The following is a 19,805-nucleotide window of genomic DNA, read 5'->3' as shown; positions in this document are numbered from 1 at the left end:
GAAAACGTTCGAATGTCATTTCATACTAATCTCCAACGTTATATTAGAAATGAGCTTCCGGTTCAACAACTTTCAATATCCATGCGGGCAACGACCTCTTACGGCACTTGGAATAAACGTTATATCCCAGCCACTGCTTCTGCTGTATTAAATACGCAGGAACATTTCAAATATGGTCAGAGACCGAAATTGTGGGATTCAGAATCAAATCTATTGGCTGGAGAGCCGGCAGTCTTGGTAGGGAAAGCACTTGACTATTCTGGACATCCCCAGACGCTTGCTGAGGCTTTTGATCTGACTGTTAGGAATCATCCAAAGAAGAAATTGCATTATAAGATGGAGAATGGAGAAGTCCGAATATCAGATTATTTGGATTTGTCACAGCACGCAGAGAGCATCCTTCAAGGGCTAAGTCAACAAGGTGTCGAGCCGGGAGACTCTGTCATTTTGCAAATTGAACGGATAGACCACTTCGTAGCTGCAATCTGGGCTTGTATACTTGGCGGTATGAATCCGGCGCCACTGAAGCCAGCTCTTCATTTGCCAACCGATCACGTGGATCACCAGAAGCTGAAGCAGGTGTGGAAGTTATTGGATTATCCGCTCGTTGTAGGAGATTTCGCTGGAATTTTTGAGGAAGAGGGTAAACGTGAAGGAGCGGTAATTTCGATAAACGAGCTATCACAGCATAACCGTTGCCAGAATAGGCACAGTAGTGAGCCACACGATCCTGTCCTTACCCTCTTCACATCAGGAACAACAGGTACTCCGAAGTGTGTCCGGTATCAAAATCGCCAGATCCTTGCGAACATTATAGGCATCAAACAACATTTGGGCTTGACTTCTGAAGAGATTACCTTGAATTGGATGCCTCTATATCATGCTGGTGGATTGTTAACCAATCATATCCTCGGAGTTGTGTTGGGCTGTGAGCAAGTGTTAAGTTCTGTTGAGCGTTTTTTGAACTCTCCTACTTCATGGCTAGAAGATATAGAGGAGCATCAAGTCACATTCACCTGGGCTCCTAATTTTGCCTATGCGCAGCTGAATCAGCATAAAGCCGTCCATGCCCGGCCATGGGACTTGTCATCCATTCGAACCATATTGAATGTAGGCCAACCGATTTCAGCTCGCACAGGCAAAGAATTCCTACATCAGTTAGCTCCATTTGGACTTAACGCTAATAGCATTGTTCCTGCATATGGCATGACTGAGTTTTCGGGAAGTCTCTGCTTCAGCAGAACGTTTGACCATTCCGAGACAGGTGGAATTCAGCATATTGTGAAGGGATCATTGGATGGGAAATTAATCTTTGCGGACGCCTCCAATACGGAAGAAACAATAGCTTTTGCCGAGATTGGAGAGGTCATTCCCGGAATAAGTCTGCGTATAGTCAATGATTGTAATGTTCCGCTTCCCGAAGCTCACGTGGGGAGAGTTCAGCTCAAGGGAGATTCAATCATAACGGAATACTTCAAGAACAAGGAAGCAACTAACAACGTATTGACTAACGATGGGTGGTTCGAATCCGGTGATCTCGGTTTTGTGAAAGGTGGAAGGTTGACATTAACCGGCAGAGAAAAAGATGTACTGATCATGAACGGAAAAAATCTTTACAACTATGAAATTGAAGCAGTGATGAAGAAAGTATACGGTGTTGATGCTGATTACGTGGCAGTAGCAGGAATTTCTGGTGGAGAGTCGGGCAATGACCAGCTGTTGTTATTTTATTCACCTCTGAATGATGATGAAGCCTTAAATATGTTCGTCATTCAGGAAATGAGAGGCAACATATCGAGACAATTTGGCGTAAATCCCAGGTATATCGTTCCCGTAAGCAAAAGGGAATTCCCTCGTACACCTACAGGTAAAATCCAGCGACTACAACTTGTAGATTTACTACTGGATGGCCAATTTGATGAAACGCTCAACCGAATAGATTGTATGCTGCATGAACGTCAACAGGTTCAGAAGATGATGGAAGAGGAGGTTGCAGCTACTTCTGTTGAACAGGATGCTTGTGGACAGGCGGAAGAAGAGGATTCCGAAGAAGCGCCGAACCAGCAGGACAAGTGTTGCATTATTCACTACACATCAGAGCAGGATCATTGCCATGAGGCTTTGGTGTACACCAAAGTACGTGAATATGTAAAGGAACATAATGTACATCTTGACCGAATTGAAGTGTACAGACAGCCTCATATAGGTGAAGGGGCATCGCTTTCTTCGGAGTATTATCCATTTCTTGAAAAAGCATTTCAATCCGTCTTGGGATTGACCGAGGTGGCCAGCCATGATGATTTTTTTCAATTAGGTGGTGACTCCCTCCGCATGACTCGTCTGCTCGCGATGATTGCTTCCGAGTATAAGGTGCGCATTTCAACACAGCGTTTTTTCAGACAAGCAACCATCAACGGAATTCTTCAGGAATTGCTGAATGCGGAACCGTTAAATAACCATACTCCTATCCCGGTACAGCAGCAACGGACGGAGAAGCTTCCGCTTACCATGAAACAAAAAAGTCAATGGGTCCTGCACATGATTGCTCCAGAGAGCGCCTTTTATACCAATACATTTTCAATTCACTTTACGGGTGTTTTTCATATATACAAACTTCAGAATGCTCTACAAGCACTGATTATGCGGCATGAGGCTTTGCGTGTCCGCTATGGTATTCAAGATGGGGAACCTTATCAGTATGTCGAGAAGCCAGCATCTGAAATTGAAATTCGACGGGTAGATCTTACCCAGCTACAGGAACATGAAAGACATGTTGGGATCAGGACAGAGATTGATCAGGAAGCAAACTTGCGGTTTGACCTGATGAACGATGCATGTCTTCGGTTATGCCTGATTGATTGCGGCCCGGACAAGCATATCCTGGTTGTATCCATGCATCACATTATTTCTGATGGCTGGTCAGTAGAGATTTTCGCCAACGAATTGGTGCAATTATATGTCTCGGGGTTGGAAGATTCACATCCAATGTTGACGCCACCTTCTGTATCCTACTCCGATTATGTGCTGTGGCAATCCTCCATGGAGCAGGGCAGTGATTCTGCCCTGTGGGAACTAAAAGATTACTGGATCAGTAAGCTAAACAGAACATTACCCATCATACAGGTACCCTATGATTTTCCATATTCTGAGGTTAGAACGTACAGAGGAAATACGCTCGAACGCATCGTAGACTCCCAATTAACCTCCCGGACATTAGCGAAGGCAAACCGGTCAGGGGTTACCCTCTTTATGCTTTTATTCGCGGTGTATGGCTACCTAATTCATCGTTTTACCAGACAGCCCTATATCCCCATTGGTACCGTAATGTCCAACAGGACCCGTGCTGAGGTGGAGAAGCTCATTGGTTTTGTAGCAAATACCGTTATTTTACCCGTCGAGTTTAGTGAAGATATGACGTTTGATGATCTGCTGCAACAGGTTAAAGATATATCCTTGGATGCTTATCAACATCAGGAAGTACCTTTAGAAATGCTGCTACCTGACCTTTCGTATCATATGGCACCAGGAGTAACACCGGGTTTTCAAGTCATGTTTACATTGCAAAATGAATTCACACACCACTATCAGCTTCAGAACTTATCTGTACAGTTGATGATCGAAGCAGGAAGTACATCCAAGTATGACTTGATTCTACATGTATATGAGGAGTCAGATATTCTTAAGCTGCGTATGGAATACAACACGGATGTGTACCGAATGGAGACCATCGAGAGGCTTCTTGAATTCTATATCACCATGCTGGAAGGGGTTGTTGAGCATTAAGCTGTCGAGTCTGAATACAATGCCTGATACCGAGAGGCGTATGCTTCTGGAGCAATTCAATGATACGAAGACCACATACCCGTTAGAAGCAACACTGGTCAGTTTGTTTGAGGAACAGGCGGAACGTTGCAGTGCACGAATTGCCTTACGTTATCAACATACAGAGATGACGTATGCCACATTAAATAGTAAGGCCAACCGTTTGGCGATATTTCTTCGACAGGAAGGCGTCAAACCAAATCAGGTTGTAGGCATTTTGTTTTCACGTTCACCTGGAATGGTTATCAGCATTCTTGCCGTGCTTAAGGCAGGTGGAGCTTATATGCCGATTGATCCCGAGTACCCCAAAGAGCGTATTCAATACATGCTTGAAGATAGTAAAGCGCAATTCTGTATCACGGAAGAGCAGGAGCTTCTGCCTGAAGAAGTGTCAATTAAGGCAATCGTTCCCGATCTACTGGATGACGATGGAATAGAAGGCATCTACGCAACTAATCCGAAACTAGTGAATCAGCCGTCGGATTTGGCATACATCATCTACACCTCAGGATCAACGGGCAAACCCAAAGGGGTCATGATTGAACATTCCAATGTGGTCAGGCTGCTTTTTAATGACCGAAACTTGTTTGACTTTACCAAAGAAGATGTGTGGACACTGTTTCATTCATTCTGTTTTGATTTTTCGGTGTGGGAGATGTATGGGGCGTTATTGTACGGTGCCAGATTGATTATAGTTCCTCTGAATGTAACAAGAGAGCCAGCACAGTTCTTATCGTTACTGCAGAAGGAACAGGTCACCATTTTGAACCAAACTCCGACGGCCTTTTACCGAATCGCTAAATTGGAAATACAGTCAGATTCGCATACACCGCTGGCTGTTCGAAAGGTGATTTTTGGGGGAGAAGCTCTTCAACCTATACAACTACTGGAATGGAAGAAGAAATATCCTCAAACTCAACTCATTAATATGTATGGCATTACGGAAACAACGGTTCATGTGACATATAAGGAAATGGAATGGGGTGATATCCAAGGCAAAACAAGCAACATTGGAAAACCCATCCCTACGCTTCAAATTTATATTCTCGATGAACAGCGGGAATTGGTTCCGATTGGTGTGGAAGGGGAGATTTATGTTGGTGGTGAAGGCTTGGCCAGGGGATATCTGAACCGAGAAGAACTGACCGCCGAACGGTTCGTTCCCCATCCCTTTGCCGCCTCACAGCGGTTATATCGAACTGGAGATCTCGCCCGCTGGCAGATGAACGGCGAACTTGAATATTTGGGAAGGATCGATCATCAAGTGAAGATCAGAGGTTTCCGAATCGAGCTTGGTGAGATCGAATCCAGACTTCTGGAAATCGATGGAGTGCAGCAAGCGGTTGTAACGGTCAGGGAAGGGGATACAGGAGAGAGTGTTCTCTGTGCATATTACGTCTCTGATCGATTTCAGCAGAGCAAAGATTTAAGAACAAGACTGTCTCAACATCTGCCACAGTATATGCTGCCTGCTCATTATATTCAAATGAAGACTCTGCCAATGACACTGAGCAACAAAGTCGATACGAGAGCACTTCCCGCTCCCAGCAACAGTGTGACTCCAACAGATGTTACCGATTTGGTTATGCCAAGCCATGAACTGGAATGGCAGATGCTGAACATCTGGCAGGAAATGCTGGATAACCGCAATCTGGGTGTAGAGTGTGATTACTTTGAGCTTGGCGGAGACTCTATTCGTGTCATTGAACTGATCAGCCGAATGAACAGAGAGCTTGGACTACATATCCAAATTTCTGATATGTATGATTATCCAACGATTCGCAAATTGGCTAGACACCGAAGTGCTCTTCATGCACCCGATAACGTCCGGAACGAGATAGAGATGGAGTTATTGCAGATGCGCACAGAGTGGCTTGCGAACCCGGCATTACGAGCCTTGTTACCCTCCGATGTGGAAGATGTGTATCCCATGAGTGATATTCAGCAGGGAATGGTGTTCCATTACATGAAAAATGAAGGTCTGGGTGTATATCACGATCAGTTTATATATCAGATTCATGGGCATCGAATTCAGGTGCTGAATTTTCAAACGGTTATGAATGAACTCATAAGCAGGCATCCCATTCTGCGGACTGGTTTTAATATTTCTGATTTTCCCGTACCTGTCCAATATAGTTGTGAACGTATAGATTTTGAAATTCAGGAGGTCGTGCTGGAACATCGGGATACTGAATCGATAGAACAGGAAATTCGGAATTATATGGAGCTTGATCGGAAGCGACCATTTGATATTGAACATGCTCCACTCTGGCGTCTGGTAATTTTCAATTCCACGGAGGAGTCTTATGTGGGGTGGATCTTTCATCATGCCATTCTGGATGGATGGAGCGTTGCCGTCTTTATGTCGGAATTACTGAATTTGTACGGTGCTCTCAAAGGAGGGGAAGTCAGTGCCTGATCCGTTAAAAACGAGCTATAAAGATTATGTTATAGATCAGATGGCCCAATCTAGAAATTCGTCCATTATGGAGTATTGGCGTGAAGAGCTACTGGATTATCGAAAATACTCATTCACAGAACAGACAGAACAATCCGAGATTTATCATGGCAATTCAGTAGCCAATTCAAGCGTGACTCTCCTTCCATCGGAACTGTACGCCCAGTTAAAAGAAGCTGCACGTAATCAGCGTGTTACCGTAAAATCCCTATGTCTGTCTGCATTCGTCACTTCATTATATATGTTGTCATATGAAGATGATATCCTGATCGGGCTTGTCGAGAATGGACGCCCTGTTCACGAGGATGGCGCCCGCATATTGGGCTGTTTCCTGAATACTGTCCCTTTGCGCACGCAATTTGAATCTCTAGTGAACTGGGGAGACATTACTCAAGACGTGTATCGTAAACAAGCCGAAATCAAAAAATATGGCCGATTGTCCCTTGTTCAGATTCTAAATGCAATTGGGGAGCAAAGCAGCCGAGAAAACCCGCTATTTGATATCGCCTTTAACTATATCGATTTTCATGTATATGAGACTTTGAAACAAGGAACGTTTGAATTTAAGTCTTACAGCTATGAGAAAACAAATACGCTCCTCGATTTCAGTATTTCAGTAACGCTGGGCGAGTTGTCTGTCAAAATGGTGTCATCTTATCCAGCAGCATTCACAGATCGGCTGCTTGAGGTATATCTGAGAGTTCTTGATTGCTTGCTTACCAAACCGGAACAGAAGATCGATACAGCCGATATTATCACGGAGGAAGAACACAAGTTACTCGAAACTTACAATGACACAACAGCCGAATATCCTCATGAGGCAACCGTTGTGGAGCTATTCGAGCAGCAGGTCATACAGCAATCTGAGCGAACCGCAATTGTCATGGGGGAGGAGAAGTTATCCTACCGGGAATTTGGTAAACGAGTGGATCAGTTTGCCATTCAGTTACTCGAGTCTGGCGTTGAACCCGGACAAAATATTGGCCTTATTTCAAGGCGGTCCATAGAGATGATAACGGCCATTTTTGGCATTTTGAAAGCGGGATGTACCTATGTTCCGCTGGATCCGGAGTTCCCGACTGAGCGAATTCGTACGATGCTTGCAGATAGTGATGTGGCGGTACTTATCGCTGAAAAGGATCTCTTTATCAGTGGCTATGAAGGCAAGCAGATCGATCTGATCCACCAAGAACAGTTACATAGTGACTGTGAGCGGCAAGCTGCGGACATGTTCATGAAATGCCACAGATCTGCTGAAGATGTAGCTTATATCATGTATACATCGGGGTCTACAGGTAAACCGAAGGGTGTGCAAACGACACATCGTAATATTGTGAAGACCGTAATCAATAACGGTTTTATGGATATTCATGAAACGGATCGGATGTTACAACTCTCCAACTATGCATTCGATGGTTCAACATATGAAATATTCGGTGCTTTACTAAACGGTGCTACCCTTGTACTGATTCCCAAAGAAAAAGTTCTCAACGTATCGGAGCTTGCTGATACGTTGGAGCATGAACGAATCACTTCGGCTTTTATGACTGCTGTACTGTTTAATGCCGTTGTGGAGTGGGATGTTCAATGTTTGAAACATGTGAGAAGGCTTTTCTTTGGCGGAGAGGCTGGATCCAAAAAGCATGTGGAGAAGGCTCTGCAGGTTCTGGGAAATGACCGGATTGCTAACGGATATGGCCCGACAGAAACGACCGTTTTTGCGGCGACTTATCTCGTCAATCAACAATTGCTGCATTATAACACAGTTCCCATCGGAAGACCTGTTCACAATACCCAGGCTCATGTAATGAATCGAAAAGGACAACTTCAACCTGTTGGGGTACCCGGCGAGTTGTATATTTCCGGTGCTGGACTTGCGTCAGGTTATCAGCATCAGGCTGAGTTAACCGAAGAAAGTTTTGTAGTCGGTTCTTCTGGAAAAAGAATGTACAAAACAGGTGATCTCGTTCGCTGGTTGCCGGATGGAAATCTCGAGTACATGGGGAGACTGGATCAGCAAGTGAAAATTCGTGGAAATCGAATTGAACTTGGCGAAATTGAGAGCAGGCTATCCAGGATTGAATCGATCAAAGATGCTGTGGTCATGACAGAGAAGGATGAGCACGGACATGCCTATTTATGCGCGTATATCGTCCCAAGTGACAACAAAACTCCTGTATTGCACTGGAAAAAAGAGCTGAGGCAGGCCCTGCCTGAATATATGGTTCCCAATGCGTTCGTTACACTGGAAAGCTTCCCCATGACACTGAACGGTAAGCTCGATCGCAAGGCACTTCCCAAGCCCACGAGAAGACAGACCAACCATTTTGTCGCTCCGGCTAATGTATTTGAAGAGAAATTAGCACATATCTGGGAAGAGATTCTGGATATACAAAGCGTGGGAGTAGAGGAGCATTTCTTCGAAATCGGAGGACATTCACTTAAAGCTATGATGCTTGTGGCCAGAGTGCAGAAGGAAACCGGCGTAAAGGTTTCACTACAGGATGTATTCATCATGCCTACGATTCGAGAGATGGCCATGTGGATCATGACAGCACGCTCGACAGACCAGCCTGATGAGGAGCTTGTGCCTGCATCCTACAGGGACACGTATCCGGCGTCTTCCATTCAACAACGGATGTACATTGTTCAGCAAATGGAAAATGCAGCTGTAAGCTACAACATGCCTTTTCTGCTCCGATTAAACGGCAAGCTGGATGTAAATGCTTTGGAGAAATCAATGCAGATGCTGATTCAGAGACATGAGACATTGAGAACTTCATTTGAGTTACACCATGGTGAACTGCGGCAGCGTATTCACAGAGCTGATCAGATATCTCTGGAATCTTTGCGCGTCGAAGAAGCCGCATTAGCAGGGACGGAAGAAGCGGCTATACAGTCGTTTGCTGAACAATTCATCCGGCCATTTGATCTGGGAGAAGCCCCTTTGTTCCGAAGAGGTTTACTTCGGATGAATGAGGAGACTCATGTGCTATTGCTTGACCTGCATCATATCATTTCGGATGCACGCTCAATAGAGATTCTAATATCGGACTGGGTCCGATTATATCAGGGGCAGACTCTTTCGGACATGGGCGTGCAGTACAAGGATTATGCTGTATGGGAACAGGAGAAATATCTTCAACAAGAGGCATACAGCATAAGTCAGGATTACTGGTTGTCCTTGTACCAGGCCGAAGTCCCGGTTCTTGAAATACCGACAGACCATCTGCGCTCGCCGATCCGCAGATTCGAGGGAAGTCGGGTGAATGTAACGTTAGATCCTGCACTCGTGAGTCAATTAAAAGAAGCGGCTAAGACCAATCAACAGACCTTATTTATGCTAATGATGGCATCCTATCAGATTCTGTTGTCCAAATATTCAGCGGCAGAAGATGTTATAGTGGGCACTCCTTTCACATGCAGAGATACCATTCAGCATGAACGAATGGTAGGCATGTTTGCCAATACGCTGGCACTTCGAAGTGAACCCAAGGCAGAACTGTCGGTAAGCGTATATCTGGAGAAAATGAGAGAAATTACGCTGGCAGCTTATCAATTCGGCCGATACCCACTGGAAGACCTGATAGATCGCCTGTCCCTGCCGTTTGATTCCAGCCGGCATCCATTGTTCGATACGATGTTTATGCTACAGGATCAGGTACCAGCAGAGAAGCATATATCAGGGCTTGAGGTCCAGTATGCCGAGTGGGATCATCATACATCAAAATTTGACATGACATGGGTCTGCACATATTCGAAAGATGATATGACGTTATCTGTTGAATACCGAACGGATTTGTGGGAATCACATACCATAAAACAGATGTTAAAGCATTATGTACATTTACTGGAGCAGATTGTGGCGTTCCCGGAATTGAAAATCGGGGAACTGGAGCTTGTAACCGAATCTGACATGGCACAGATAGAGGTATGGAATAACAGCGCTGCAGATTATCCTCAAGATGCTTCCGTTGCTGAGCTGTTTGAACAGCAGGTTGAGCTCGGTAGCGAGAATACGGCTGTCGAGATGGATGGATACCGTATTACGTATGGGGAGCTAAATGAACGAGTGAATCGTCTTGCACGATATCTTATTTCACAGGACGTTCAGGCTGGGCAACGTGTCGGGCTAATTATGGAACGCTCCATTGAAGTCATTGTTGCAATACTCGCCATCGTCAAGAGCGGAGGGGCGTACGTCCCTATTGATCCGAGCTTCCCTGCGGATAGGAAAACATTCATGTTGAAGGATAGCGGGGCAAGGTGGTTGATTGCAGATCATCCTGATCAGATCCCTCACTATGAGGGAGAAGTTCTGATTTTCAATGAAAATGTTTGGGCACAAGAGTCCAATCGGAATCCGGTGCTTGACCGAAATCATATGAATAACAGCGGAGATGACCGGTCTCCTGGCCCGGAAGATCCCTTATATGTCATGTACACCTCTGGTTCCACCGGCACTCCAAAAGGAGTAATCACGACACACCGCAATGTGATCAAGACGGTAATTCATAATGGTTACGTAGATATTACCCCTGAGGACCGTTTGCTACAGATATCCAATTATGCGTTTGACGGATCGACGTTCGACATCTATGGTGCACTGTTACACGGTGCTGGACTTGTGTTGTTGAAACGGGAAGAGGTGCTGGATGGGAATGTTCTCGCCAAGGCCATTCGCGAACAACATATCACGATTGCTTTCATGACAACGGCCCTATTTAACACGCTGGTAGATCTGGATCCAGCATGCTTGAACAAAACTAGGAAAATTCTCTTTGGCGGTGAGAAAGTATCCGGAACTCATGTCAAAAAGGTTGTTGATTTGCTTGGCAAACATAGACTTATACATGTATATGGCCCGACAGAAACGACGGTATTTGCCACATTCTACTCCATCGTTTCTGGTGAATACATTCCCATTGGTCAGCCAACGAATAACACAAAAGTGTATGTGCTGAACCAAGAAGGCAAGCAATTACCTGTTGGTATTCCTGGCGAGTTGCATATAGGTGGTCCAGGACTTGCCCAAGGATATTTGGGACAACCGGAGCTCACCCGTGACAAATTTATAATTAGTCCATTTGTTCCGGGAGAACGTCTATATCGGACTGGAGATTGGGTTAAATGGTTGCCAGATGGAAATCTCGAATTCATTGATCGAATAGACCAGCAAGTGAAGATTCGTGGCAATCGGATCGAACTAGGGGAGATAGAGGGGCGCCTGCGCAAGCTGTCAGGTATCCATGAAGCGATAGTGATGGCGGATCGTGATGATCAGGGTCACTCCTATCTATGCGCGTATATTGTACTTCAGGATGGAGAAGCGAAGCAGTCTTTTCAAGAACTGGTAACGATGTGGAAGCAGGAACTCAAGCAACAAATGCCTGAATATATGGTCCCAACCGTCTTCTCCATTTTGAATGAGATACCGCTTACTTCGAATGGAAAGATAGACCGAAAGAAACTTCCGAAGCCGACAATTGTACGAGGTCAGCAATATGTTCCAGCAGAGAATCCAGTCCAACAGAGCTTGATAGAGATATGGGAAAGCGTTCTAGGCATTAAGAAGATAGGCATACAGGATCATTTCTTTGAATTGGGCGGACACTCTCTGAAAGCCATGTTACTAATAGGCAAGATCCACCAGGAACTTGAGGTCAGACTTACCTTGCTGGATGTATTCCAGACCCCAATTCTTCGGGACATGGCTGGATGGATTCAGAAGGCCGCTCGAAATCAATATAAAGCCATTAATCCGGCTCCAGTGATGCAATCCTATCCTGTTACATCGGTTCAGAAGCAAATCTACTACGCCCAGCAGTATGAAACCAGTGGAACAAGTTATAACATGCCGATGTTATTTGAAATATCAGGAGCATTGGACACCGCTCGTCTGGAAGCTTGTTTTAGACGGCTTATCGCACGCCATGAAATCCTGCGTACCTCATTTGTTATGGAGAAAAGCGAATTAGTTCAACGGATTCATTCAATAGAAGAAGTGGAATGGAAGCTTGAAAGGTGGACTATGGATTCATTGGAGTCCTCGATCAAGGAATTGGATGGAACTGAAACATATCCAATGTCTGGCGTAATGTCCACTTTTGTTAAGCCGTTTGATTTGGCAGAAGCACCGCTGATCAGGGCAAGTGTAATTGGAATCGATAAGGAACGGTATGTATTGGCGCTGGATACACATCATATTGTTTCTGACGGGGTGTCTACTCAACTGATATACGATGAACTGTTTGATCTTTATCAGGTACGGGAACTTGATCCGATACGTGTCCATTACAAGGATTATGTAATGTGGAAACAGAACCAGCAGACGAGCAGTACCTATGAGGAAGCACAACAGTTCTGGTTGGATCAGTACTCAGAATTCGAGAGTTCGGCAGAACTTCCAATGGATCGTGCCCGTCCTGCCATTAGATCGTACCGGGGGGAATCCTATACATTTGGTTTGCCGAGTAAAAAGGTGCAGGAATTAAAAAGAACAGCTGCCGGTTACGGTGCTACTCCATTCATCCTTCTTTTATCAGTGTATGGCCTGATGTTATCTAAATATACGGGTGAAGAAGACATCACCGTAGGGGTACCGATAGCCGGACGAGAACATGTAGATGTGGAGCCCATTGTGGGGATGTTTGTAAACACGCTACCTTTGAAGCTTAATCCGGCTTCTGATCTGACGGTCGGTGATTATATCCAACATGTCAAAAAATATATGCTAGCAGTCAATGAACGAGGCATATGTTCTCTCAGTGATCTACTGGACAAACTTCATTTTTCTTTTCAACCCAACCGAAATCCCTTATTTGACACACTGTTTGTATTGCAGGATATGACGCTTCCTGTCAAAACGCTTCAGGATATATCTGTTCGCAAGATGGATTGGCACGGACAGCAGGCCAAATTCGATATGTCCTGGGTATGGCATGAAGACGGGGATGAACTCGTGGCTGAGGTTGAATACAGTTCAGATCTATGGGATCGGGTTACCATTGAACAAATGACTCGTCATTATGTTCATTTATTGGAACAACTATTGAATAGCATGGATACGAAACTTCGGGAGCTGGAGCTGCTTACCCCGTCAGAAAAAAAGTATTTTAGAGAGCTTAATAAAACCGATGCTGAATATCCAAGAGACTGGACTGTGACGGATGCATTTGAATTCATGGTATCAGAGCAACCTGAACACGAGGCGCTTTTGTACGGTACAGAGATGGTGACTTATGGTGAACTGAACGAACGTGTAAACCGGATGGCGGCATTACTTAAACGACGTGGAATTAAGTCTGGTGACTGTGTTGGACTATTAACACATCGTAAACCGGAGATGATCATTGCCATTCTGGCGATATTAAAAGCAGGAGGAACGTATGTCCCCCTCGATCCCCAATTCCCGGAAGAGCGACTAACTTACATTTTACGGGATAGTGGAGCGCAATGGCTCATTATGGAGCAAGATCTGGCTCTGGATTCCTACACGGGAACAATCATCCCGCTGCTCGAACCACAAGTCTATGCAGAGGGGAGTTCGATTTATACATCCATCTCATATTCAGCAGAGCAGCCAGTCTATATCATGTACACTTCGGGTTCTACAGGAATGCCCAAGGGCGTGGTTACGAGTCACCGCAATGTAGTGAAAACCTGTATCAATAACGGATTTGTTGAAATTGGGCGAGAGGACCGGATGTTACAGTTGTCCAATTATGCATTTGACGGCGCCACATATGAAATCTTTGGAGCACTTCTGAATGGAGCAACGCTCGTGCTGATGCCTAATCAACACGTTTATGATGTGTCGTATCTTACACGCACATTAAGACAAGAGAGGATCACGAGTCTCTTCATGACAACCTCTCTGTTCAACACGGTAGTTGATTATGACGTACACAGCCTGCGTGGTATGAGGAAACTGTTTATCGGGGGCGAAGCAGCCTCGGTGAAGCATGTCATTAAAGCACTGGATGTGTTGGGAGAACATCGGATTGTAAATGGGTATGGCCCGACCGAGACGACCGTGTTTGCAGCAACGTACCCTATTGATGAGAGGGTAAGGAAAACCGGGCGTGTTCCCATTGGCCGAGCTATTCATAATACAAGGCTCTATGTATTGAATACATGGGGTCAGCCCCAACCTGTGGGGGTTCCTGGAGAATTGTACATCGGAGGCGAGGGTCTGGCTGCCGGATATTTGGATCAACCGGAGTTGACGGAAGAGAGGTTTTTAACCCGGCACGTGGAAGGCGAAGATAGAGTCTATCGCACAGGGGACCTCGTAAGGTGGTTAAAGGATGGCACCATAGAATATCTGGGAAGATTGGATCAGCAAGTAAAAATTCGTGGAAATCGGATTGAGCTGGCAGAGATCGAGGATCGCATTCTTGCTCTACAAGAGGTCAACGAAACTGTAGTCACTGCACATCGGGATGACCAGGGGCATTCCATGTTGGTGGCGTATGTTGTAATTGATTCTGCAAGTGTACTTGCCCAACATGAAATGAAAAACGAACATCAAGCCGAAAACTGGAGAAAAATTTTAAAAGAAACACTTCCTGAGTATATGATTCCATCCGTATTCGTCGTGCTCTCATCTTTACCGCTTACACGGAATGGGAAGCTGGACCGAAAAGCGTTGCCTAAACCCGACATTGCAAGATCGTCTTCACATTATGTGGCTCCTTCAACACATACGGAGAAGGAACTGGCGCAATTATGGACTGAGGTTCTCGACCATACACAAGTGGGCTTGCATGATCATTTTTTTGAAGTGGGTGGTCATTCCCTAAAAGCAATGGTACTCATAGCAAAAGTGCAGGAGAAATGGGGCATCAAACTAAGCATGCCGGATTTATTTGATGCTCCAACGCTGAAACAGATGGCTACATCGATTGACCAAGGAGATAAGCAGAATCATGCTCGTATCCCGCGTGTCAATAAGCAAGAGGATTATCCCGTATCGTCGGCACAGAAGAGATTATATTTGGTTGAACAGTTCGAGGATACCGGCACAAGTTACAACATGCCCATGGTACTGAAGATAAATGGTAAACCCGATGTGATCCGGTTAGAGCTTGCGCTTAAAGGACTTATACGTCGGCATGAATCGCTAAGAACCTCCTTCAGAATGGTTGACGGTGAACTGAGACAGCTCATTCATGAATTGAAAGACATGGATTGGAAACTGGAACACAGTGCCGAACCTGAAACTTTTGCAGTTCTTGAGAGGGATGAACAGATTGCTCGGTATATTGGCACATTTGTCCGGCCCTTCGATCTTGGATGTGCACCGCTTATGAGAGCAGGTTTATGCGCACTTTCAGACAGAGAATATGTGTTGGTCATGGACATGCATCACATTGTGTCCGACGGAGTGACGACCGGAATTCTGTATCAGGATCTGATTCAGCTCTACCAGGGACATTTTCTTGATGAGATGACAGTTCAATATAAGGATTACACGGTGTGGATGAATGAACAAAAGAAAAAGTCCTCCTACCTGACGAGTGAAGATTACTGGCTCAAGCGGTACGAGAAAGACGTCACCGTATTGGACATCCTCACAGAGGGACGTCGTCCAAGCAGGAGACAATTTACAGGTTCTTCCCATACGTTTGAACTGAGTACTGAGCTGAGTAGTGCAGTGAAACAGTTGGCGCAACAGACAGATGCCACACTTTTCATGGTGATGTTGGCAGCGTACAACGTTCTTTTGTCCAAGTACACCGGGGAAAAGGATATTGTAGTGGGCATTCCTTTTGCGGGAAGAACCCATACGGATATCTCTTCCGTTACAGGCATGTTCGTGAACACTTTGGCGCTAAGACAAGAATTGTGTGGTGATCTTCCAATTCGTGAGTGGATCGGTCATGTGCGCAGAAACACGTTGCTGGCTTATGAGCACGGAGTGTACCCATTAAATGAACTGATTGAGAAGCTGCAAATCGCAAGAGATCCAGAGCGCAATCCTTTATTTGACACCATGTTTGTTCTACAGGATGCCAAACCCCGAACGGTAGAACTGCAAGAGTTGCAAATTGAACCTCTGGATTGGACAAGTAACACTTCTAAATTCGATATGACGTGGGTAGTTCACGAGAATCAGGAATCTCTTAAACTGACCATAGAATATGCGACAGACCTTTACGAACATTCTCAGATGGAAAATATGGCGCTTCATTATGAGCATGTGATAAGGCAAATGTCTAGCTCTCCAGACATATTACTCGACGAGATCAGGCTGATTACTGACTTGGAAGAGCAGAAGATATTGGGGCAGTTTAATGACACTTATGCAGAGTATCCGCGTGATCAAACGATTAGTCAGTTGTTTGAAATCCAAACGTCGCTTCGTCCCAATCAAACGGCGTTGGACTTTTATGGGGAGACGCTAACCTATCAGGAGCTTTACCGGAAAGCCTGTCAGCTTGCAACCTATCTTGAGCAGAGTGGCTTGCGCCGTGGAGATGCTGTTGGATTGCTGGCAGACCGTTCAATTGACATGATTGTGTCGATCTTGGGAATCTTGCAAGCAGGGGGCGTATATGTTCCGCTGGATCCTTCCCATCCACCGGAGAGAATGATCTATATGTTGGAACAATGTCATGCAAATATGCTCGTTGCTCCAACGGAAAGACCTCTCCCTGGGTTCAAAGGGTTCGTGGTTCCGTTAGAAGAATCCAGTCGCACGTTATTAGAACAAAATATATTATCTGTTCAATACGAGGGTAGTTCAAGCACATTACCAGATGAAGCGAACACTCCAGCGTACATTATGTATACTTCGGGATCGACCGGATTGCCGAAAGGTGTGGTCACTACACACCGAAATGTCATAAAGACAGCAATGAATAATGGATTTATCGACATTCGTGAACAGGATCGGATGTTACAGCTCTCCAATTATGCGTTTGACGGATCAACCTATGAGATTTTCGGCGCATTATTAAACGGGGCTACGCTTGTACTGATCAGCAGAGAAGACATGCTGGATATCAGCAAGCTTTCCTCGATCATGAAGGGTCAGAGGATCACATCTGCCTTTGTAACCAGTGTACTGTTTAATGCGCTGGTTGATCATGATGTCACTAGTCTGCAATATGTGCATCGACTATTCGTTGGAGGAGAGGCTCTTTCCAAATCGCATGTTATGCAAGCTCATCAATATCTGGGAGACGACCGGATTGCGAATGGGTATGGTCCGACTGAAACAACGGTCTTTGCAACGACATATAATGTCGGGCCTAATTTGACAGAGCTTAGTTCGGTTCCTATAGGAAGACCCATTCATAATACGAAAGCCTATGTACTCAATGCGCAAGGCCAGCTTTTACCTGTCGGTGTAGCCGGCGAATTGTACATTTCCGGTGAGGGTGTAGCAGAGAAATATGTCGGGGATGCAGAGCTGACGCAGAACAGGTTTTTGGAAGATCCATTTTGTCCTGGTGAACGAATGTATCGAACAGGGGACAGAGTTCGATGGATGCCTGATGGCTGTATTGAATTTCTTACACGGATCGATCATCAGGTCAAAATTCGCGGGCACCGAATTGAACCAGGAGAGATTGAGTCTAAGCTGATACAACATTCTGATGTACAGGAAGTGGTCGTTGTTCCCCGACAGGACAATACAGGACATTATCTGTGTGCATATATCGTTTCAGCGGAAGGATTCCAAGAACAAGAGCTCAGAAAGTATGTTCAGCAGAGTTTGCCCGAATACATGGTTCCGTCGTATTTTGTACCGATTGCCAAGCTCCCGGTAACGCGTAACGGCAAATTGGATCGAGGAGCTCTCCCTGCACCGGATCTGAATAGCATAAAAGGGGATTATCGCGCACCTGTAACTCAAGAAGAACAAATCTTGGCCCAAGTCTGGTCAGAAGTACTGGGTGTGGAACGTGTGGGAATCGATGACAACTATTTTGTCCTCGGAGGGGACTCCATTAAATCCATACAGATTGCATCAAGACTCACTCGTTATCAAGTCAGACTACAGGTCAAGTATTTAATGCTGTATCCGACGATTGCCGAGTGTGCCGAGTTTTTGGAACCTATGGAAATGAGGAAAGAGCAACTAGACATCATTGAAGGAGACATCCCTCTCACGCCGATTCAACAATGGTTCTTTGCACAAGGGTACAGCAACCTGAATCATTGGAATCAATCGATGATGTTGTACAACCCAGAAGGGTGGGATGCGAACGCGGTAAAAGAGGTGTTCTATAAACTTTATGAACACCACGATGCATTACGTATCCGATTTGATATCCAACCCGATGGCGTGGTACAGCGTGTTTCATCAATAGACAAAGATAAGGATTTCCCTGTGGAAATACATGAAGTAGAAACTCACTGGGACGATGCCCACCTTGAACGTATTGCCACAGCGATTCAATCCAGGGTGAACCTGGAACATGACTTAATTCGGCTTGGTGTGTTCCGAACACCTGAAGGAGACCATCTGCTTATTGCAATACACCATCTTATTATTGACGGTGTGTCGTGGCGAATTCTGCTGGAAGATTTCCACTGCATGTATCAAGCTATTCTCCTAGGGGACAAGACGGTGAAGTTGCCTGAGAAGACGGATTCCTATGCCTTCTGGAGTCGTGAACTTCAAAACATAGCCACGGCGGAAGAGGTGAAGCGTCAACAAGCCTACTGGCACAAGCTAAATCAGGAAGCACTACAACTATGCGATCATCGTGATAAACCTGGTTTGCTCAAACAAAGCAAAACAGTGACTATGGAACTGGAACCATATAGAACACGCCAGCTATTGACTGAAGTTCATCGTGCGTATCACACCGAAGTCATGGATATTCTGTTGACGGCTCTCTCCATGACGTATGCAAAAGATGTTGTTATCGATCTTGAAGGACACGGGAGAGAAGGAATACTGGACCATGTGGATACCACAAGGACCGTAGGCTGGTTTACCACGATCTATCCTGTGCTTCTCCGTACAGCTCATGAAGAACTTAATGAAGCGCTGCGTCATACGAAAGAAATGCTTCGTGGTATCCCTGGCAAAGGGAGCGGGTATTCAATCCTGAAATATCTGACTACCGGGTTCACTTTTGAGGGGGGGACGTATAATCCCGATATCGTCTTTAATTATCTGGGGCAATTTGGAGGAGATTCCCAAGGCGAATCGTTCGCCGTATCATCCATGCCTATGGGAGAATTAATCAGTCCACTTAACAGAATGTCGCATTTCGAAGAGTGGAACTGTGTGGTCGATCAGGGGAAATTCCAATTGATCCTTCGTTATGATCCTTCAAGAATAGATGAGAGAGAAGCTATGGAGCAAGTAGCCCGCTACGGTTCGAATCTGGAGAGATTGATTGTACATTGCATGACTCGTGAAGCCGAGGAATTTACACCAAGCGACTTTAGCGATACAGACCTCACGTTGGACGAACTTGATGATATCACGGATATCATTGACAAGCTGTGAGCATTCCGGAGATTTCTTAGCACGAAAAGGGGATCTCCGGGGCTCATT

At 45.3% G+C, this 19,805-nt stretch carries 3 protein-coding genes; all 3 read left to right on the top strand.

Annotation, left to right across the window (positions count from 1 at the left end):
- Positions 1-12 precede the first annotated feature (12 nt).
- Genes EC604_RS00630 through EC604_RS00620 form a run of 3 tightly spaced genes read left to right on the top strand, consistent with a single transcriptional unit; the run spans position 13 to position 19,757 of the window.
- Positions 13-3,783, top strand: a complete 3,771-nt coding sequence (locus EC604_RS00630; protein ID WP_123062299.1) for a condensation domain-containing protein — start codon at positions 13-15, stop codon at positions 3,781-3,783.
- Positions 3,773-6,241, top strand: a complete 2,469-nt coding sequence (locus EC604_RS00625; RefSeq protein ID WP_161556824.1) for a non-ribosomal peptide synthetase — start codon at positions 3,773-3,775, stop codon at positions 6,239-6,241. Before EC604_RS00630 ends, EC604_RS00625 begins: the two co-directional genes overlap by 11 nt.
- Positions 6,234-19,757, top strand: a complete 13,524-nt coding sequence (locus tag EC604_RS00620) for a non-ribosomal peptide synthetase (RefSeq protein WP_151458027.1) — start codon at positions 6,234-6,236, stop codon at positions 19,755-19,757. The genes EC604_RS00625 and EC604_RS00620 overlap by 8 nt, the downstream gene beginning before the upstream one ends.
- The last annotated feature ends 48 nt before the right edge of the window (positions 19,758-19,805 follow it).

This window comes from Paenibacillus amylolyticus, from assembly GCF_003719335.1.
GTDB classification, from domain to species: Bacteria; Bacillota; Bacilli; order Paenibacillales; family Paenibacillaceae; genus Paenibacillus; species Paenibacillus amylolyticus_D.
Note: the sequence above shows the minus strand (reverse complement) of the source record. Positions and strands in the feature narration are given on the sequence as shown.

Excerpts from the sequence above, each read along its gene's own strand:
- EC604_RS00630 (WP_123062299.1), top strand. The coding sequence starts at position 13 with ATGTCATTTCATACTAATCTCCAACGTTATATTAGAAATGAGCTTCCG.